This is a genomic window from Janibacter sp. DB-40 (assembly GCF_029510815.1).
In the GTDB taxonomy this organism is placed as follows: domain Bacteria; phylum Actinomycetota; class Actinomycetes; order Actinomycetales; family Dermatophilaceae; genus Janibacter.
In genome coordinates this window covers 2,883,394-2,902,063 of sequence record NZ_CP120360.1, presented here as the reverse complement: position 1 = coordinate 2,902,063, position 18,670 = coordinate 2,883,394, and the positions used below count along the sequence as shown (strand labels likewise).

Here is an 18,670-nt window from a genome sequence, read left to right as displayed (position 1 = left end):
ATGACCGGTGCCACGCGGACGGGTGCCGTCGCGGTGGGGGGCCTGCTCCTCCTCGCGGCGGCATCGGTCGCGTCGGTGCTCGTCGGGGCGGAGTCCCTGGCCACCGGCCAGGTCCTCGCCGCCGTCCGCGACGCGGGTGACGACGCGGCCGCCGGCATCGTCGCCGCCCGGGTCGACCGGACCCTCATCGCGGTCGTCGTCGGTGCCTGCGTCGCCATCGCCGGCACGGTGCTGCAGGGCCTGACCCGCAACCCGATCGCCGAGCCCGGCATCCTCGGGCTCAACGCCGGGGCAGCGCTGCTCGTCGTCATCGGCATCCGCGCCGGGCTCCTCGACGGTGTCGTCGACTACCTGTGGACCGCACTGCTCGGGGTGATCCTCGCCGGAGTCCTCGTCCACGCGATCACCTCGACCGTTCCCCTTCGCCACCAGCCGATGACCACCGCCCTCGCCGGCGCGGCGATCATGGCCGCCAGCTCGAGCATCATGGTCGGCCTGCTCCTCGCCGACGACACCGCGCTCGACCTCTTCCGCTACTGGCAGGTGGGGTCGGTCGCGGGCAAGGACGCCGGGCTGATCCTGCCGGTCCTGCCCTTCGTCCTCGTCGGGCTCGTGCTCACGCTGACCTCCGGGCGCACGCTCAACGCGATGGCGCTCGGTGACGACGTCGCCCGCTCCCTCGGGCAGCGGGTCGTGCTCGCCCGGGGCGGAGCGCTGGCCGGGGCGCTGCTGCTCACCGCGGCCGCGTGCGCGCTCGCCGGTCCGATCGCCTTCGTCGGCCTCGCGGTCCCGCACCTCCTGCGGCTCTTCACCGGGCCCGACCACGGCCGCCTCCTCCTCGGCTCGCTGCTGGTGGGCCCGGCCCTCGTCGTCGCTGCCGACACCCTCGGGCGGGTCATCGCCCCCCCGGGCGAGGTCCAGGTGGGCGTGATGACCGCGGTCGTCGGCGCCCCCGTGCTCATCGTCCTCGCCCGTCGGGCGGTGCGCCGATGACGCTGACCACCGCACCCGACCCCACGTCCGAGACCGCACAGCTCGTGCGCAGGGTGCGGCGTGACCGCTCGCGACGGGGCTGCGCCGCACGTGGGCCCTGGGGCTGCTCGTCGTCGCGGCCCTCGTCGTGCGCGTCACCCTCGGCGACTACACGATCACCGTCCCGGACACGCTGGCGATCATCGGCGGCACGGACATCCCCGGCGCGAGCTTCATCCTCATGGAGTCGAAGCTGCCGCGGGCGATCGCCGCGGTGCTCGCGGGCGCCTCGCTGGCCGTCGCCGGCGCGGTCATGCAGGACCTCATGCGCAACCCCTGGCGAGCCCCGACATCCTCGGCATCAGCGGGGGTGCGTCGACCGCGGCCGTCTTCTCGCTCATCGTCCTCGGCCTGACCGGGCCGGCCGTCACGCTGGCGGCCTTCCTCGGTGCGCTGGCCGTGGCCGCCTTCCTCGTGGGCATGAGCAGCGGGGGAGCGAAGGGGGGTACCCACGCCCTGATCATCGTCGGCGTCGGCTGCTCCGCGCTGCTCGTCGCACTGACCCACTGGGTCCTGCTGCGCGCGGACGTCTACCGGTTGTCCGAGGCGATGGTCTGGCTGACCGGGTCGGTCGCCTCCGCGAGCTGGACGGAGATCGGCCGCCTCGCGGTGCTCGCCGCCGTGGCACTGCCGGCGATGCTCCTGCTGCACCGGCAGCTGCGCGTGATGATGCTCGGCGACGACCTCGCCGCCGGCCTGGGCGTCACGGTCGACCGCCACCGGGCGCTCGCGATGCTCGGGGTGGTCCTGCTCGTCGCCGCCACCTGCGCCGTGTGCGGACCGATCGCCTTCGTCGCGCTGCTCGCCGGCCCGATCGGTCGCCGCCTGCACCAGGGGCGCACCCGGCTCGTCGACATCGCCCTCATCGGTGCGCTCATGGTGGTCGTCGCCGACCACATCGGCGCCTACCTCGTGCCCGGCGGGGCCAACCTGCCCGTCGGCGTCGTCACGGGACTGGCCGGTGCCCCCTTCCTCCTGTGGCTCATCGTCACCCGAACCCGAGTGGAGAGCTGATGACCGCCGACACGCACACCCCGTCAGTGACGCCGATGGCCGACCGGGCGAAGGGGGAGGCCCGCGCCGTCGTCCCCGCCCGGCTGCGTGCCGAGTCGGTCACCCTCGGCTACCGCGACCGCACGGTCGTCGAGCGCCTCGACCTTGACGTGCCCGACGGCGAGGTGACCGCCATCGTCGGGCCGAACGGCTGCGGCAAGTCCACCCTCCTGCGCGGCCTCGCCCGGCTGCTGCCCGCCCGGGAGGGTCGGATCGTGCTCGACGGGCGCGACCTGGCCAGGACCCCGACGAAGGCCGTCGCCCGCAGCATCGGCCTGCTGCCGCAGGGACCGGTCGCGCCCGAGGGGCTGACGGTCACCGAGCTGATCGCCCACGGCCGCCACCCCCACCAGGGCATCCTGCGCAGGCCCAGCCGTGAGGACGACGCGGTCGTCGCCGAGGCGATGGAGCTGACCGGCACGGTCGGTCTGGCCGAGCGCGTCGTCGACGAGCTGAGCGGTGGCCAGCGCCAGCGGGTGTGGATCGCGCTCGCCCTCGCCCAGCAGCCGGACATCCTGCTGCTGGACGAGCCGACGTCCTTCCTCGACATCGCCCACCAGATCGAGGTGCTCGACCTCGTGCGCTCACTCAACGCCGCGCGCGGCACCACGGTGGTCATGGTCCTGCACGACCTGGCCATGGCCGCTCGTTACGCCACCCACCTCGTCGCCGTGCGCGAGGGCCGGATCGTCGCCCGGGGTGACCCGCGCGAGGTCGTCACGGAGGAGCTCGTCCACGAGGTCTTCGACGTGCGCTGCCGGATCCTGACCGACCCGGACACCGGCACCCCCGTCGTCCTCCCCCGACCCCAGGAGCAGTCATGAAGATCGCCGAGCTGAAGGACCGAGTCGTCTTCGGCGCGGCGCGCGTCTGGTACCGCAACTCGATGGCCGACGTCGCCCAGCGCACCGGCCACGTGCAGTTCCGGGCGAGCGTCGCCGCAGTGCGTGAGCTCAACGCCTCGATGCGGCGGATCACGCTCGCGGCGCCCGAGTTCACCGGCTACGAGCTCGCCGGGCCGGACGAGTACTTCGGGCTGCTCATGCCCGGCGCGGACGGGCGGCTGCACATGCCCGACGGCGAGCGGGTCAACGTGCGCGCCGCCGTCGCCGACATGCCGGAGGAGCAGCAGCCGGGACTGCGCTGGTACACGATCCGCGAGCTGCGCCGCTCGCGCGGTGAGGTCGACGTCGACATCGTCACGCACGGCGACTCGGGGCCGGGGTCGGCCTGGGCGTTGCGTGCGGCCGTCGGCGACCCTGTCGGGTTCCGTTCCGGGGGAGCGCTGTACACGGCCTTCGAGCCGCCGCGCCAGCTCCTCGCCGCGGACGAGACCGCGGTCCCCGCGCTCCTGGCGATCCTCGAGGAGCGGGAGCGAAGGGGGTTGCCCGGCCCGGGCGCCGGCGTCGACGCCCACGTCGAGGTGCCCGCGGCGTCCGTCCTCGGCGGCGTCGAGCTGCCGGCCGGGATCACCGTGCACGAGCGCGGCGACGCCGACCCGGGAACCGCGGTGCTGGCTGCGCTCGCCGCGGACCCGGCGACCACCGCCGGCCTCGACTACGCATGGGCGTGCGGGGAGTCGGGTCTGGCGACCTCGCTGCGTCGGCACCTCGTGCAGGAGGTCGGCATGGACAAGAAGGCGATCACCTTCTCCGGGTACTGGAAGCTCGGGGCTGCGCGGGGCTGAGGCCTGCTCGTGTGACCGGTCAACCGGTGAATTCGGCCGGGGCGCGGCGGCTGCGCGGACGCAGGGCGCGGCGGTCCTTGGCGCGAAGTCCGGACTCGTGTCGTAGCGGTCGCACCGGAGTCGTGACAGTCCGGACTTCGGCCTGAGTCGGACCACCACCCCCTGCGTCCACTCCGCTGTGTGACCGGACCAACCCCCTTCGTCCGCTCCGCCGCGTGACCGACCAACCAACCCCCTTGGTCCGACGCTTGTGCCCTACCTCGTGTGGTGGGACGCATCCCACCAGATGAGGTACGGCACAAGCGTCGGGAAGGACTCTCGTCGGTGGCCGCCCGACACGCGATCGGGGGCTTGCGGTGGGGCGCTGCGCGGGGGAAGGGGCGGTGCCGGATAGCGTTCGGGCATGGAGCCGCACCTCGTCGCACTGGATGTCGACGGCACGATCCTCACGCACGACGGCCGGATGCCTCCGGCGACCCGCGAGGCGGTGCGGGCGGTGGCGGACGCCGGGCACCACGTCGTCATCTCCACCGGGCGCTCGGTGGTCGCGACGCTCCCGGTCCTGGAGATGCTGGAGCTCGACCGGGGGATGGCGGTCTGCTCCAACGGCGCGGTGACCATCGGTCTCGACTCGTCGCAGCCGCAGGGCTACCGCGTCGAGGAGATGGTGACCTTCGACCCCAAGCCCGCGATGAACCTCGTGCGCGAGCACGCCCCCGACATCCTGGCCGCCGTCGAGGAGGTGGGGGTCGGTTTCAAGGTCGCCCGGCCCTACCCCGAGGGCGTGCTCTGGGGTCGCCAGGTCGTCGTCCCGTGGGATGAGCTCGTCGCCAAGCCGGCGACCCGCGTGACCTTCCACGACCCCGACGGGGACAGCGACGACTTCCTCCGGCTCGTCGAGCGGATCGGACTGCACGGGGTCGAGTACGCCGTCGGCTACACCGCGTGGCTGGACCTCGCACCGGAGGGCGTCTCCAAGGGGTCGGCCCTGGAGATCGTCCGGCGCACCCTGCGGATCGAGCCGGGTCGCACCTTCGCGGCCGGCGACCAGCGCAACGACCTCGAGATGCTGCGGTGGGCCGCCCGCGGGGTCGCCATGGGCGACGCCCCCGACGAGGTCGTTGCCGCCGCCGACGAGCGGACCGGACGCGTCGCGGAGGACGGCCTCGTGGACGCGTTGCGACCGTTGCTCTGAGCGGATGCTCCGCGCGGAGCCGCGCGGGTGGATGATGTCCTCGTGAATGCCAACCAGGGGCTCGACGAAGCCCGCCGGGTCGTGCGTGATGTCGGCGACCACCCCGTCCTCGACGCCATGGCCCGATGGGGCTTCCTCATGTCGGGGCTGCTGCACATCGTCATCGGGTACACCGCCACCCGGGTGGCCTGGGGTGGTGGCGGCTCTGCCGACCAGTCCGGGGCCCTCGCCGCGCTCGCGAGCAACCCGGCCGGCGCGCTGCTGATGTGGATCATCGTCATCGGCCTGCTGGCGCTCGTGGTGTGGCAGCTGACCGTCGCGATCGCGCCCGGCGTGGGAGACGGCTGGCTCGATCGGGGCAAGGCCGTCGCCAAGGCCGCGGTCTACGCCGTCCTGGCCTTCACCGCGGCCCAGTTCGCTCTCGGCTCGGGCTCCTCGAAGTCCTCCGAGCAGTCCTCCCAGGGCGTCACCACCGCCCTCATGGCGCAGCCCGCCGGCCAGGTGCTCGTCGGCGCGATCGGTGTCGTCATCGTCGGTGTCGGCGCCTACCACGTGCACAAGGGGCTCACCCACAAGTTCCTCGAGGACCTCGAGAAGGACCCCGGTGCGCCGGCGCGTGCCCTGGGGATGATCGGCTACCCCGCGAAGGGGGTCGTCCTCGGCCTCGTCGGTGCCTTCTTCGTCCTCGCCGCCGTGCAGCACCAGTCGTCCGAGGCGGCCGGTCTGGACGGGGCGCTGAAGTCCCTGAAGGACGAGCCCTTCGGCCCGTACCTGATCACGGCCGTGGGCGTGGGCTTCGTCGCCTTCGGCCTCTACCTCCTGGCCCGGGCGCGCCACCAGCGCATCTGACGGTTCCCGGCCGGGACGACCTGGGTGCGGGCTCGCCGTCTGCTCAGGCCCAGGGGTCGGTGATCCCGCGCAGCAGGGCGAGGGACCTGCGCAGCTGCCGCATCGCCGGGGCGCCGAGGTGGGCGGTCCACTCCGCCTCGATGGCAGCCTCCTCCCGGCGGGCGACGAGCTGCAGCTGAGTGGCCGCCGGGGTGAGCCGCACGAGCCGAGCTCGCGCGTCGGTGGGATCGGGCGCGCGCTCGACGTACCCGGCACGCTCGAGTGCCTCGACGTGGGTGGCAGCGCTCTGCTTGGTGATCTGCGCCGCGTCGGCGAGCTCGGTCAGTCGGGTGCCGTCCGGGCCGATCCGTGCGCAGACGCGGGCCTGGGCGAGGGTGATGGCGTGCCCGGCGTCGGTCAGGGCGCGCAGGATCCGCTCCTCGGCGTGCCGGAACGGGATGAACATCAGCAGCGCCGTGGACAGCCCCTCGGCATCGTCCTGCACGGTCACGATCGGCTCCTCACCCTTGACGCAGATAGTCAGTTAGGCTGACTATATAGGTGGGGCATGTCGGGAGGACGACCATGGACCACGCGACCCTGTGGCGGCACATCCACACCGAGAGGGCGGCGCTCGCCGCCACCCTGCGCACGCTGACGCCGCAGCAGTGGGCGCACGAGTCGCTGTGCACCGGCTGGAGCGTGCAGGACGTGGCCGCCCACGTCATTTCCAACCCGCAGATCGGCTGGCGTCAGCTGCCCGCGGTCTTCGCCGACGCCGCGCGCCTCGGTTACAACGAGGCGATCTTCCGCGACGTGCGGCGAAGGGGGCAGCAACCCCGGGAGCAGATCGTCGCCGACTTCGAGCGATGGGCCACGTCGACCCGGCACGTCCCGACGACGACCTCCGTCGAGACCCTCGTCGATGCGCTCGTGCACCACCAGGACATCGTGCGCCCGCTCGGGCTGCACCACGATCCCGACCCGACGGCGGCCTCGGTGGCTGCCGACCGGTGCCGCCTCCTGGCGGGCCTCCTCGGCAGCCGTCGCGTCGTGCGCGGCGTGCGCATGGTCGCGACCGACACCGACTGGGCCCGCGGCTCGGGGCCGGTGGTCGAGGCTGCGATGGTCGAGCTGCTCATGCTCTGCGCGGGGCGGCCGGCCGACCCGGCGCGGCTCACGGGAGAGGCGAGTGACGCCCTTCGCGCCCTGGTGTGACGGGACCGAGCAGTCGTAGCCCGACGAGCGCCATGGTGACCCCCAGGACGAGCCCGGCGACGACGTCGCTGACGAAGTGGACCCCGAGCGCGAGTCGGTTGAGGACGGTCAGGGCCGCGACGAGGAGGACGAGCACCGTCGCGGACCACCGGATCCAGCGCCGACCCACCATCCGCAGCAGTGCGATGACGAGAACCGCGCCGAGCGCGACGTTGGTGGCGTGGCCGCTCGGGTAGGAGAAGCTGTCGACCATCGCTATCGGGACGTCCGGCTCCGGGCGCGGGCGGGCGACGAGCAGCTTGCACAGCGACCCCAGGGCCCAACCCGCCAGCCCGAGGGGTACGACGAGCAGGGCCCGGCGAGGAGCCCGACCGGTGAGCACGAGACCGGCTGCGAGCAGCAGCACGAGCGGGTGCACCACCCACGGTCCGCTGAGGTCGGCCCACAGCAGGGTGGCGTCCTCGAGCGCGGGACGTCCGTCGATCCAGCCGCGGGCCCGCTCGACCCATGCGAGGTCGATCCCGCGCACCAGGCCGGAGGGCACGACGATGAACTCGCCGACCGCCGCGACGAGCAGCATCACGCCGGTCATGGCGAGCACTGCCGACACGAGGCGGACGGGAGCGGAACGATCGGCAGCCACCACCCGATTGTGCGGCATGCTGGTGCCTGCCATGCCCGATCTCGTCATCACCTCTCCCGCCAACCAGCGCCTGAAGGACCTCGTCACGCTGCGCCGACGCCGCGTGCGCGAGAGCTCCGGGACCACGCTCCTCGAGGGTCTCGAGGAGACCACGCTCGCCCTCGACGCCGGTGTCGTGCCGCACGCCCTCTTCCACTGCCCCGACCTGATGCTCGACCCCGGTGCCGGGGCTGCGCTCGTCGAGCGCGTCCGCCGATCCGGTGCGGAGGTCGTCGAGCTGGGTCGGTCCGCGTTCGAGAAGGTCGCCTACCGCGAGGGGCCGGACGGGATCCTCGCCCGGGTGCCCTCGCCCGGACGCGCGCTCGCCGACGTCGACCTGCCCGAGGGGGCGCTGGTCCTGCTCTGCGAGGGGGTGGAGAAGCCGGGCAACCTCGGCGCGATGCTCCGCACCGCCGACGCGGCAGGGGTCGCCCTCGTCATCGCCGCCGACCCGGTCACCGACTGGGGCAACCCCAACGTCATCCGCTCGAGCAAGGGCACGGTCTTCTCCGTCCCGGTCGCCTCCGCGAGCACCGACGAGGCGTGGACGTGGCTGGCCGAGCACGGCGTCGCCGTCGTCGCGACGACGCCGGACACCGACGTCGACCACACGGACGCCGACCTCACCGGCCCGGTCGCCGTCGCGGTCGGCTCCGAGAAGTACGGCCTGACCGACGCCGCCCTGGCCCGGGCGCAGCACCGCGTGCGGATTCCCATGGTGGGGCAGGCCAATTCGCTCAATGTCGCCACGTCGGCGGCCATCGTCGTCTACGAGGCGGTCCGCCAGCGTCGGGCGGTCTGACCGACCCGATTACTGGCCCGATTGCGGCCTGTGTCACGATGCCACCATGCGCGTTGACCACGTCTCCTTTGCAGCCGACCAGAGCGGTGTCAAGGCCACCGCCGAGCGTCTTGGTGAGGCCCTCGGGGTCGCACCGGTCGACGGTGGTCTGCACCCGCGGTTCGGCACCCGCAACATGATCCTGCCGCTGGCGCACGAGCGGTACGTCGAGATCGTCGAGGTGCTCGACCACCCCAGCTCGGACAAGGCCCCCTTCGGTCAGGTCGTGCGGGCCCGCTCCGAGGCCGGTGGCGGCTGGATGGGTTGGGTCATCCGCGTCGACGACGACCTGGAGTCGGTGGAGAAGCGTCTGGACCGCCAGGCGGTCAACGGCAACCGGCGCCTCGCCGACGGTCGCGAGTTCCTGTGGAAGCAGATCGGCATCAAGGGCACCCTCGCGGACCCGCAGCTGCCCTTCTTCGTCAAGTGGGGCGAGGGCTCGCCGCACCCGTCGCAGGAGGCGGAGACCGAGGTGACCATCGCGTCGCTGCAGATCGCCGGTGACCCCGACCGGGTGCGCGACTGGCTGGGTGGCCTGCCTCCGGAGGAGACCTCCTCGGTCATCGACTTCGACTTCATCGCGCCCAACGGCACGCCCGGCCTGATGTCGGTCACCTTCAACACCCCCAACGGTCCCGTCACCCTCTGACCGAGCCGGATGGCTTCTGTTGTCGAGCGCCTCGGTGACGCCCTTTCGCTCGACGACGACTGGGTCCGCCCCGGCAGCGGTGTCAGCCGCGGGGACGTGGTCCTCACCTTGGCCTCGGTGGTCCTCTCCCTCTTCGTCCTGGAGCTGATGCGCTCCGTCGGCAGCCTCTCCGAGGTCGACGTCTCCGTCACCCAGCAGTGGGTGCTGACCACCGTACCCTGCCTCTTCCTGCTGACCCGGCGGCAGTGGCCGCTGGTCACCGCGTCGCTGGCCACGCTCGCGTACTGGGCGATCGGCACCTACGTGATGCTGATGTCCAGCCTGCTGTCGACGCAGATCGTGTACTTCCTCGTGATCTTCGCCGGCGTCGCCTGGGCGCGCAACCGGCGCGCCATGGTGGCCACCTACACGGTGATCCTCATCGCGATGTTCCTCTGGCTGGTGTGGGGGTTCGCCGTCGGCCGGGTGGCCAGCGACATGGTCACCACCCCCGACCCGGATGCACTCATCCCGGTGACCGTCGCGGCGCCGCTGATCGCCGGGATCGTCAACGTCCTCTACTTCGGCGGTGCCGTCGTCGGCGGGCAGCTGGCCTGGCGCGGCGCCCGGCAGCGCGCCGACCTCGTCGAGCGGGCCGCCACGATCCGCAGCCAGGCCGAGCGGTTGCGCGAGAGCGCGGTCATCGAGGAGCGGTTGCGCATCGCCCGGGAGCTGCACGACGTCGTCGCCCACCACGTCTCCGGGATCGGGGTGCAGGCGGCAGCGGCCCGTCGGGTCCTCGACACCGACCCCGAGGCGGCGAAGGGGGCCCTCGGCCGGATCGAGTCCGGCTCCCGCGACGCGGTGGGCCAGATGCGTGGCCTGCTCGGCACCCTACGGAAGGGGGAGGCCGTGCCCGGGTCAGCCGGTGCCGGTGGAGCGGACGGTTCCGCCGGCTTCGTCGAGGAGGCTGGTTGGGACGGCTCGGACCACACCCCGCAGCCGGGGCTGGGTGACATCCCGCAGCTGGCCGACTCCCGGTCATCCACCGCGCTCACCGTGGTGCACGAAGTCGTCGAGGAGGACCCCGGCGATCTGGACCGGGTGCCCACCGCGATCGGTCACTCGCTCTACCGGACCACCCAGGAGGCCCTGACCAACGTCACTCGGCACTCGACCGCACGTACCGCCCGGGTGTCGGTGCGGGTGGACGCGTCCACCGCGGAGGTCGAGGTCACCGACGACGGGCGTCCGCGCCCCGGGACATCGGGGACGGGCATGGGCCAGCTGGGCATCCGGGAGCGGATCTCCTCCCACCACGGCGCGGTCGAGATGGGACCACGCCCGCTGGGCGGCTACCGCGTGCGGGCGCGGATCCCCCTTCGCTCCGGGGGTGACTCGTGAGCGGGATGCTGCGGGTGCTGCTCGTCGACGACCAGCCGCTGATCCGGTCCGGCTTCGCGATGATGCTCTCGGTCGAGGAGGACCTGGCGGTCGTCGGTGAGGCCGCGAACGGCCGCGAGGCGGTCGAGCTGGCGGCCGCGCACCGGCCCGATGTCATCGTCATGGACGTGCAGATGCCGGTCATGGACGGGATCGCCGCCACCCGCGAGATCGTCGAGCGCGGGCTCGGGCACGTGCTCATCCTGACCACCTTCGACCGGGACGATTACCTCTTCGACGCGCTGCAGGCGGGCGCAAGCGGATTCCTGCTGAAGAACGCGGATGCGGAGCAGCTCGTCGACGCCCTGCGCGCCGTCGGGCACGGGCACGCGCTGCTGGCCCCCGAGGTGACCAAGCGGGTCATCGCGCAGATGTCCGCCGCGCCGCAGGGGGCCGAGGAGGGCGGACGCCACGCCGAGCTGCTGTCGTACCTCACGGGGCGGGAGCTCGACGTGCTGCGGCTCATCGGTGCCGGGCGCTCCAACGCCGAGATCGCCGGCGAGCTGGTCATCGGCGCTGCCACGGTCAAGACGCACGTGTCGAGCATCTTCGCCAAGCTGCAGGTGCGCGACCGGGTCGGCGCGGTGATCATCGCGCACGAGGCCAGCATCGTCTGACCGGCCCCGCCGCCCCCTCTGATTCGCAGGAGCCTAAGCAGTTGCAGGGTCGGGCCCGCAGGAGCCTAAGCAGTTGCACGGCCGGGCCCGCACGAGCCCAAGCAGTTGCGTGGGTCGGGAGGGCGAGTCGGGTCCACCGCCCTCCGCCCCTAGGGGGAGGCCCCCTTCGCCCTGAGACCACCCCGGAGGCTGATCCGCCGAGGTGGTCGGCTCAATAGCGTTGTCCGCATGGACACGACACCGCAGGACATCACCGTGGAGGGGCTGACGCGACGGTTCGGTGACCTCACCGCCGTCGACCACGTCGACTTCACGGTCGAGCAGGGGATGATGACCGGCTTCGTCGGAGGCAACGGGGCCGGGAAGACGACGACGATGCGCATGATCATGGGCGTGCTGTCGGTCACCGAGGGACGGGTGCTCTGGGGCGACCGGCCGATCACGACCGCCGACCAGCGCACGATCGGCTACATGCCCGAGGAGCGCGGCCTGTACCCGAAGCAGAAGGTCCTCGACCAGCTGATCCACCTCGGCCAGCTCAAGGGCCTGTCCCGCACGGCCGCCCGCCGGTCGGTCATGGTCCTCCTTGAGCGGTTGCGCCTCGCCGACCGCGCCCACGACCCCGTCGAGTCCCTCTCCCTCGGCAACCAGCAGCGGGTGCAGATCGCGGCCGCGCTGACGATCGAGCCGGCAGCGCTGATCCTCGACGAGCCCTTCTCCGGGCTCGACCCCGATGCCGTCGACTCGATGGCCGACCTGCTGCGCGAGCACACCTCACGCGGGGTGCCGGTCCTCTTCTCCAGCCACCAACTCGACCTCGTCGACCGGCTCTGCGACAGGCTCGTCATCCTCGCCAAGGGCCGGGTGCGCGCCAGCGGCAGCCCCACCGAGCTGCGTGGTGGAGCGCCGCAGCGCCACCGTCTCGTCGCCGTCCGCGACGCCGGCTGGGTGCGGGAGCTGCCCGGCCTGGCCGCCGTCGACGTCGACGGACCGACCGCGATCATCGACATCCCGACCGACTCCGAGGAGGAGCGCCGCCGGCTCCTCGGCGAGGTGCTCGCCGAGGGCCTGCGCCGTGGGGGTGTCCTCGAGGTCAGCCCGATCGTCCCGCCCCTGTCCGAGGTCTACCGAGAGGTGACGGCATGAGCACCGCGAGCTCCTGGGCACTCGTCGCACAACGTGACGTGTCGGTCCGCCTGCGCGACAAGACCTTCCTCGGGTCGACCCTCTTCACCCTCGTGATCATCGTCGGCCTCATCGGCTTCCAGATCTGGCTGAGCAGTAACGAGACGACCTACGACGTGGCAGTCACCACCCAGTCCGCGCAGATGGGTGAGGTCCTGGTCGAGCAGGGCTCCGGGAACGACGACACGGTGACGATCGAGACCACCGAGGTCGACGACGCCGCCGCCGCGAAGGCCGCGGTCACGGAGGAGACGGTCGACGCCTGGCTCTCGCCGACCGACGAGGGCTGGCAGCTGATCGGCAAGTCCGAGGTCGACCCCGAGCTGCGGGCCATGGCGGAGGACACCATCCGCCAGCACGTCCTCGCCGCGAACGCCGCCGACGCAGGCACCGACCTGGGCGCACTCCAGGCGGGCAGCTCCGTGACCACGGACGTCCTCGACGGTGACGCCGAGCAGCAGATGATCGGCCAGGCGGTCGGCTTCGCCATGGCGATCCTGTTCTACATGGCCGCCATCGTCTTCGGGATGTACCTCGCGATGAGCGTGACCGAGGAGAAGCAGTCCCGCATCGTGGAGATCATCGCGACGTCGATCCCCCTTCGCCAGCTGCTCGTCGGCAAGCTCGCCGCCGCCGTCGCGCTCGCCGTGGGCCAGCTCGTGCTCTTCGGCGTCGTCGCCCTCGTCGGGGTGACCTTCACGGACTGGGGCGACCTGCTGCCGAGCTTCACCTCGGGCGTGGCCTGGTTCGTCGTCTTCTTCCTCGCGGGCTTCACGATGATCGCGGCGATGTACGCCGTCGCCGGGGCGCTCGCCTCCCGGCAGGAGGACATCCAATCCACCTCGCTGCCGGTGACGGTGCTGACCATGGTGATGTTCTTCGGCGCGCTCTTCGCCGAGGGCACGGTCGCCGAGGTGCTCGCCTGGGTCCCGCCGTTCTCGGCGATCCTGCAGCCGATGCGTCTGGTCACCGGCGAGTCGGCGTGGTGGGAGGCGCTGCTCAGCCTCGGCCTGCTCGCCCTCGCGACCGGCGCAGTCGTCCTCCTCGCCGAGCGGATCTACCGGCGGGCGCTGATGCAGACCTCCGGCAAGCTGACGATCGCCCAGGCGTGGAAGGCCGAGATCTGAGCTCCGCCGAGTCGATGTGATCCCGCGTGTGGGGACACGCGCGAATACGTCGATCCAGCGGGGAGGGGGACGAAGGGGAGGGGAGACGAGGGCCGGCCGGGCACCCGCAGGGGGAGTGCCCGGCCGATCCTCGTCAGACGCGTCCGGCTCCTCGGGGCGAGGCGAAGGGATCGCGGCGTGCCTGGATGCATCGACCAACGGGCACGGGGTAACGCCTGCGCTGGGTAGTGCACGGCAACTGCCGGGACACGTGGCCACGGCAGGAGCGACAGCGCCTGTGGTGCCGTCCGGATGACGAGGATGAGGAGAAGGCATGGCGTTGTCGTCGGCCGGTCGGGTCGGGGCGGCCGGGGCAGCGGTGGTCGGAGTCACCTTCGGCATGGCGCGGTACGCCTACGGGGTGACGCTGCCCGACATCCAGGAGGACCTCGAGCTGTCCGAGCTCGTCCTCGGCCTGATCTCGAGCGCGACGTTCGCCGGGTACCTGGCCGGTTTGCTGCTCGCGCGGCCGCTCTCCGTCCGTAGGGGCCCCCGCGCCCCGACGAGCGTCGGTGCGGTCAGCGGTACGGCCGGGGCGGTGATCGTGACCCTCGCGCAGTCCCCGTGGCTGCTTGCCGTGGGCGTCGTGCTCGCCGGCAGTGCGGGCGGCTGGGCCTGGGCACCGTACTCGGACATCGTGACGCGGACGGTGCCCGAGCGCGCGCAGCCGCGGGCCCTGGCGATCATCACGACGGGCACCAGCGGCGGCCTGGTCCTGCTGGGCGGTCTGGCCGTCCTGGCCACGACGGGTTCGTGGCGTCTGGTCTGGACCGGCATCGCCCTCGCCGCGGTCGTCGCCGCCATCGTCAACGTGCGACTGGTCCCGAAGGTACCGCCGCGCAGCTCCTCGACCCCGCGAGCCGGGTGGCGAGGCCTCATCATGCCGGTGCGGGTGCTGCGGGTGCCGATCGCCTACTCGCTCGTCTACTTCGCAGCGATCGTCGTCTACTTCACCTACGCCGCCGACGTCCTCGAGAGCAGCGACCTCCCGACTGGAGCCGTGCCGGTCCTCTACATGGTGATGGGGACGACCGGCATGGTGGCCGTGATGACGGGGGCGCTCGCGCAGCGTCTGGGTAGTGCCCGGGTCGCGGCGCTGTGCCTGGTGGCGGTGGCCGCGGCGTTGGCGCCGCTGGGACTGGCGAGTGACTCCGTGCCGGCCGTGGCGGCCTCGGCCTGCGTCTTCGGCGTGGGCTACATGACCGGATCGGCGGTCCTGGCGGTGTGGACTGCCGAGGTGCTCCCCGAGCGTGCGGGGACGGCCTTCACGGTGTGCCTGGTCGTGGGCGCGGTCGCCTCGGTGGCTGCTCCTGCCGTGGCCGGCGCGCTGCTTCCCGCCATGGGGATGACGATGCTCCTGGTCGCCACGGGCGTGGTCTCCCTCGCCAGCGGAGTGGCCCTCCTCCTGCACCGCCCTGCCGCCGGGTCGATGTAATCGCGCGTGTGGGGACGCGCGCGGATACATCCACCCGACGAAGGGGGCGGCCCCCTCAGTCGTCCGGCAGCACCTTGCGCAGCCGAAGGGAGTTGAGCACGACGAGGACCGAGCTCATCGCCATCGCGGCGCCGGCGATCATCGGGTTGAGCAGACCGGCCACGGCGAGCGGGATCGCGGCGATGTTGTAGCCGAAGGCCCAGCCCAGGTTCTGCTTGATCACCTTCAGCGTCTCCCGGGAGAGGGAGATCGCGCGGGGGACCGACTCGAGGTCGGCGTGCACGAGGACGATGTCGGCCGACTCCATCGCGACGTCGGTGCCGGTGCCCATCGCCATCCCGAGGTCGGCACGCACGATCGCGGCCGCGTCGTTGACGCCGTCGCCGACCATCGCGACGACCCGACCCTCGCCCTGGAGTCGCTCGATGACGTCGTGCTTGTCCTGCGGGCGGACGCCGGCGATGACGTGCTCGGCGTCGATGCCGACGGTCGCCGCGATCGCGGTCGCGTTGTGCTCGGCGTCGCCGCTGAGCAGCCACACCTGCAGGCCCTCGGACCGCAGTGCACGGATCGCGTCGCCGGAGGTGTCGCGGACCTCGTCGGCCACGGTGAGCGCCCCGCGGGCCTTGCGCTCCCACCCGACGAAGACGGTCGTGCCGCGGCGCTCGAGCGTCGCCAGCTCCGGCGGCACCTCGTCGAAGAGGTCGGACGTGCCGACGGTGACGCGGGTGCCCTTGATGCTCGCGACCGCGCCGGAGCCGGGGAGGCTCTCGAAGTCTGTGATCCGCGGGATCTTGATCCCCTGGTCCTGCGCGCGGCGCACGATGGCTCGCGCGATCGGGTGCTCGCTGCCGGTCTCGACGGCCGCGGCCGCGGTGAGGACGGCTGCGGGGTGCAGCCCCGGAGCGGCGGCGAGGTCGGTCACCTGGGCGACGCCCGTGGTGATCGTGCCGGTCTTGTCCAGGACGAGGGTGTCGATGCGGCGGGTGTCCTCGAGGACCTGCGGGCCCTTGATGAGGATGCCCTTCTGCGCGCCACGGCTGGTGCCGACGAGCAGCGCCATCGGCGTGGCCAGGCCCAGCGCGCACGGGCAGGCGATGATCAGCACCGTCACGGCGACGCCGATCGCGGTCGTCGCCGACCCGGAGCCGATCCACCAGCCGACGAAGGTCAGCAGCGCGACCACCAGGACGGCGGGGACGAAGACCGCGGAGACCCGGTCGGCGAGGCGCTGGACGTCGGCCTTGCCGGTCTGTGCCTGCTCGACGAGCCGCACGATCGCGGCGAAGGTCGTGTCCGAGCCCACCGCAGTCGCCTCGACGATCAGCCGCCCGGAGGTGTTGACGGTGCCGGCGTCGACCCGGTCACCCGAGCGCACGTCGACGGGCACGGACTCCCCGGTGACCAGCGAGGTGTCGATGGAGCTCGTGCCGTCGATGATGCGGCCGTCGGTCGCGACCTTCTCTCCCGGCCGCACGATGAAGTGGTCGCCGACTTGCAGCTCATGCAGCGGCAGGATGACCTCGGTGGTGGCCCGGGAGCGCGAGTCGATCCGCTGGACTGCCACCCCCTTCGCCCCGAGGTCCATGAGCTCGGTGAGTGCGGAGCGCCCCTCGTCCTTGCTGCGGGCCTCGAGCCAACGGCCGATGAGCAGGAAGGTGGTGATGACGGCCGCGGTCTCGAAGTAGTAGTGCCCGCCCTCGCCCGCGCCGGTGAGCAGGGTGACGAGCGACCACAGGTACGCGGCGCTGACACCGAGAGAGACGAGGGTGTCCATCGTCGACGCGAGATGGCGGGCATTGACGAACGCCGCGCGGTGGAAGGGCCACGCCGCCCACACCACGACCGGGGTGGTCACGAGCAGCTGCAGCCACGGGTTCGCGGGGAAGCTCCACGGCCCCATCGCGAGCAGCACGACGACCGCGGCGAGCGCTGCGGCCACGATCGCGCGTCGGGCGAGGTCGGCGCGGGCGACCGGGGTGTGCTTGGGGGGAGTGAGGCGGGCCTCCGGCTCGATGACGGTGGCGCCGTAGCCGGACTTCTCCACCGTCGCGATCAGCTCGTCGATGCTCACCGACTCCGGGTGGCTGACCCGGGCCTTCTCCGTCGCGAGGTTGACGACGGCGTCGACGCCGTCGATCTTGCCGAGGTTGCGCTCGACCCGGGCCGAGCAGGAGGCGCAGGTCATCCCCGTGATGGCCAGGTCGACGGTGTGCTCGTCCGTCGTCGACTCGGAGCGGGGGTCGGTCACGGTCGACATCAGGTCGTCACCGTGGTCCCGGCGCAGGGGGAGAAGGGGGTGGTGTCCATGGCTTCATTCTCCTGATCGGGCGGGGTGGTTCGGGGAGGCGAAGGGGGTGCGTCACCCCATCCTTCTCCGCAACTGCTTAGGCTCTTGCGACGTCCGGGCGGTCACCTGTCGCAACTGCTTAGGCTCTTGCGACGTCCGGGCGGTCACCTGTCGCAACTGCTTAGGCTCCTGCGACGTTTGGGCGGTCAGGACCGCACCAGTCGGGCGATCGCCTCGCTGGCCTCGGTGACCTTCTCCGCGGCGGCCTCGTCGCTCTCGCGGGCGGCGTCGACGACGCAGTGACCGACGTGGTCCTCGAGCAGGCCGAGGCTGACGGCCTGCAGCGCCTTGGTCGCCGCGGAGACCTGGGTGAGGATGTCGATGCAGTACGTGTCGTCCTCGACCATGCGGGCGATGCCGCGGATCTGGCCCTCGACACGGCCGAGCCGCTTGAGATACTGCTCCTTGCTGCCGCTGTATCCGGCCATGGGGTTCCTCCAGAGGTGTCGTCGTTCTGCCCCATCATACCCCCTCAGGGTATGAGCGTCAGGCGGCGACGGCGGTCACCACGTGGGCCGAGAGACGGCCGACGTAGGGCTGCGTGCCCCACCGCGCCTCGAGCAGCCGGGTCAACTCCGCGGTGGTGCGGGCGGTGTCGACGTGGCGCTCGGCGAGGATGTGCGCCAACGGGGTCCCCTGGCAGTGCGCGACGGCGATGTCGCGGGCGGACGTGGGCCGACTGTGGTGCGTGACCGTGCGGATGCTGACGTCGGTGAAGCCGGCATCCTCGAGCTCCGTCCGGATGACGGTCACGTCGGTGTACCCGAAGGGGGTGCGTCGCAGGAACTGCGGTGGGTCATCGACGAAGAGCACCGTGAGCGCCTCAGCCACGGCCAGGCTGGCCTCGTTGTCCTCGATCCGCCCCCAGACGGCCATGACGTGGCGCCCGCCGGGACGCAGGACGCGGCGCACCTGCGCATACGCGCCCGGGCGGTCCGGGAAGAACATGACTCCGAACTGGCACATGACCGCGTCGAAGGACGCGTCGTCGAAGGGGAGGTCCTGCGCGTCGGCGGGGATCCAGCGCACGAGGTCGGACGACGGGAGGACGGTGGCCGCCCGGTCGAGCATCCCCGGACTGAGGTCGGTGGCCGTGATCCGGGCCGAGGGCAGGAGCCGGTGCAGCGACCGGGTCACGGCCCCGGTACCTGCGGCGGTCTCCAGCACGTCGTGGGGCGCGGCCGAGGCGACCTCGGCGGCGACGTCCTCGGCATAGTCGAGGAACATCATCGGCACCACGAGGGTGTCGTAGAGCTCGGGGATCGATCCAGCGAAGACGCTGTCGGTGGACACCCTTCGAGTATGACCCT

Annotated in this window: 20 protein-coding genes; 15 read left to right on the top strand and 5 right to left on the bottom strand. The window is 72.1% G+C overall.

Annotated features, from left to right (window positions below; translation table 11 throughout):
• The 7 genes from PVE36_RS13935 (at position 1) to PVE36_RS13905 (ending at position 5,816) form a co-directional block, all read left to right on the top strand.
• Positions 1 to 993: an iron ABC transporter permease gene (locus tag PVE36_RS13935; RefSeq protein WP_277453167.1), complete on the top strand. Its 993-nt coding sequence runs from the start codon at positions 1 to 3 to the stop codon at positions 991 to 993.
• Between the two features lie 127 nt (positions 994 to 1,120).
• Positions 1,121 to 1,387 carry an iron chelate uptake ABC transporter family permease subunit gene (locus tag PVE36_RS13930; protein ID WP_277455860.1) on the top strand — a complete coding sequence of 89 codons (267 nt, stop codon included), beginning with the start codon at positions 1,121 to 1,123 and terminating at the stop codon, positions 1,385 to 1,387.
• Positions 1,309 to 2,046 carry an iron ABC transporter permease gene (locus PVE36_RS13925; protein ID WP_277455859.1) on the top strand — a complete coding sequence of 246 codons (738 nt, stop codon included), beginning with the start codon at positions 1,309 to 1,311 and terminating at the stop codon, positions 2,044 to 2,046. The genes PVE36_RS13930 and PVE36_RS13925 overlap by 79 nt, the downstream gene beginning before the upstream one ends.
• Positions 2,047 to 2,081: 35 nt before the next feature.
• Entirely contained in the window at positions 2,082 to 2,909 is an 828-nt protein-coding gene (locus PVE36_RS13920) for an ABC transporter ATP-binding protein (RefSeq protein ID WP_277455858.1), read from the top strand.
• On the top strand, positions 2,906 to 3,772 hold the full coding sequence (locus PVE36_RS13915) for a siderophore-interacting protein (protein WP_277453165.1): 867 nt from the start codon (positions 2,906 to 2,908) through the stop codon (positions 3,770 to 3,772). The genes PVE36_RS13920 and PVE36_RS13915 overlap by 4 nt, the downstream gene beginning before the upstream one ends.
• Positions 3,773 to 4,175: 403 nt before the next feature.
• Positions 4,176 to 4,967 carry an HAD family hydrolase gene (locus tag PVE36_RS13910; RefSeq protein WP_277453164.1) on the top strand — a complete coding sequence of 264 codons (792 nt, stop codon included), beginning with the start codon at positions 4,176 to 4,178 and terminating at the stop codon, positions 4,965 to 4,967.
• A 42-nt stretch (positions 4,968 to 5,009) separates the two neighbouring features.
• Positions 5,010 to 5,816: a DUF1206 domain-containing protein gene (locus PVE36_RS13905; RefSeq protein ID WP_277453162.1), complete on the top strand. Its 807-nt coding sequence runs from the start codon at positions 5,010 to 5,012 to the stop codon at positions 5,814 to 5,816.
• A gap of 43 nt (positions 5,817 to 5,859) precedes the next feature.
• Here PVE36_RS13905 and PVE36_RS13900 read toward each other — a convergent pair whose 3' ends face one another.
• The gene (locus PVE36_RS13900; RefSeq protein WP_277453161.1) at positions 5,860 to 6,306 is read right to left on the bottom strand and encodes a MarR family winged helix-turn-helix transcriptional regulator; all 447 of its coding nucleotides are present in this window, start codon (positions 6,304 to 6,306) and stop codon (positions 5,860 to 5,862) included.
• A gap of 74 nt (positions 6,307 to 6,380) precedes the next feature.
• Here PVE36_RS13900 and PVE36_RS13895 point away from each other — a divergent pair, with 74 nt between their 5' ends.
• Entirely contained in the window at positions 6,381 to 7,013 is a 633-nt protein-coding gene (locus PVE36_RS13895; protein WP_277453160.1) for a maleylpyruvate isomerase family mycothiol-dependent enzyme, read from the top strand.
• On the opposite strand, the gene PVE36_RS13890 is transcribed toward PVE36_RS13895, so the two are convergent.
• Entirely contained in the window at positions 6,973 to 7,656 is a 684-nt protein-coding gene (locus PVE36_RS13890; protein WP_277453159.1) for a phosphatase PAP2 family protein, read from the bottom strand. The genes PVE36_RS13895 and PVE36_RS13890 overlap by 41 nt on opposite strands.
• A gap of 31 nt (positions 7,657 to 7,687) precedes the next feature.
• Between PVE36_RS13890 and PVE36_RS13885 the strand changes: the two genes are divergently transcribed.
• The 7 genes from PVE36_RS13885 (at position 7,688) to PVE36_RS13855 (ending at position 15,010) form a co-directional block, all read left to right on the top strand.
• Positions 7,688 to 8,497: an RNA methyltransferase gene (locus tag PVE36_RS13885; protein ID WP_277453157.1), complete on the top strand. Its 810-nt coding sequence runs from the start codon at positions 7,688 to 7,690 to the stop codon at positions 8,495 to 8,497.
• A 46-nt stretch (positions 8,498 to 8,543) separates the two neighbouring features.
• Entirely contained in the window at positions 8,544 to 9,185 is a 642-nt protein-coding gene (locus tag PVE36_RS13880) for a VOC family protein (RefSeq protein ID WP_277453156.1), read from the top strand.
• Positions 9,186 to 9,194: 9 nt separating this feature from the next.
• Positions 9,195 to 10,568 (top strand): sensor histidine kinase, encoded by a 1,374-nt coding sequence (locus PVE36_RS13875; RefSeq protein ID WP_277453155.1) that lies wholly within the window; start codon positions 9,195 to 9,197, stop codon positions 10,566 to 10,568.
• Positions 10,569 to 10,573: 5 nt separating this feature from the next.
• The gene (locus PVE36_RS13870) at positions 10,574 to 11,224 is read left to right on the top strand and encodes a response regulator transcription factor (RefSeq protein WP_277455856.1); all 651 of its coding nucleotides are present in this window, start codon (positions 10,574 to 10,576) and stop codon (positions 11,222 to 11,224) included.
• Positions 11,225 to 11,452: 228 nt separating this feature from the next.
• Positions 11,453 to 12,370, top strand: a complete 918-nt coding sequence (locus tag PVE36_RS13865) for an ATP-binding cassette domain-containing protein (RefSeq protein ID WP_277453154.1) — start codon at positions 11,453 to 11,455, stop codon at positions 12,368 to 12,370.
• Entirely contained in the window at positions 12,367 to 13,536 is a 1,170-nt protein-coding gene (locus tag PVE36_RS13860; RefSeq protein ID WP_277453152.1) for an ABC transporter permease, read from the top strand. Before PVE36_RS13865 ends, PVE36_RS13860 begins: the two co-directional genes overlap by 4 nt.
• Positions 13,537 to 13,849: 313 nt before the next feature.
• Positions 13,850 to 15,010 (top strand): MFS transporter, encoded by a 1,161-nt coding sequence (locus tag PVE36_RS13855; protein ID WP_277453151.1) that lies wholly within the window; start codon positions 13,850 to 13,852, stop codon positions 15,008 to 15,010.
• A gap of 55 nt (positions 15,011 to 15,065) precedes the next feature.
• On the opposite strand, the gene PVE36_RS13850 is transcribed toward PVE36_RS13855, so the two are convergent.
• From PVE36_RS13850 to PVE36_RS13840, 3 genes are all read right to left on the bottom strand, one after another.
• The gene (locus PVE36_RS13850; protein ID WP_277453150.1) at positions 15,066 to 17,270 is read right to left on the bottom strand and encodes a heavy metal translocating P-type ATPase; all 2,205 of its coding nucleotides are present in this window, start codon (positions 17,268 to 17,270) and stop codon (positions 15,066 to 15,068) included.
• A 236-nt stretch (positions 17,271 to 17,506) separates the two neighbouring features.
• Positions 17,507 to 17,788, bottom strand: coding sequence for a metal-sensitive transcriptional regulator (locus PVE36_RS13845; protein WP_277453149.1), 282 nt, complete (start codon positions 17,786 to 17,788; stop codon positions 17,507 to 17,509).
• Between the two features lie 58 nt (positions 17,789 to 17,846).
• Positions 17,847 to 18,653, bottom strand: coding sequence for a class I SAM-dependent methyltransferase (locus PVE36_RS13840; RefSeq protein ID WP_277453148.1), 807 nt, complete (start codon positions 18,651 to 18,653; stop codon positions 17,847 to 17,849).
• Between the last annotated feature and the right edge of the window lie 17 nt (positions 18,654 to 18,670).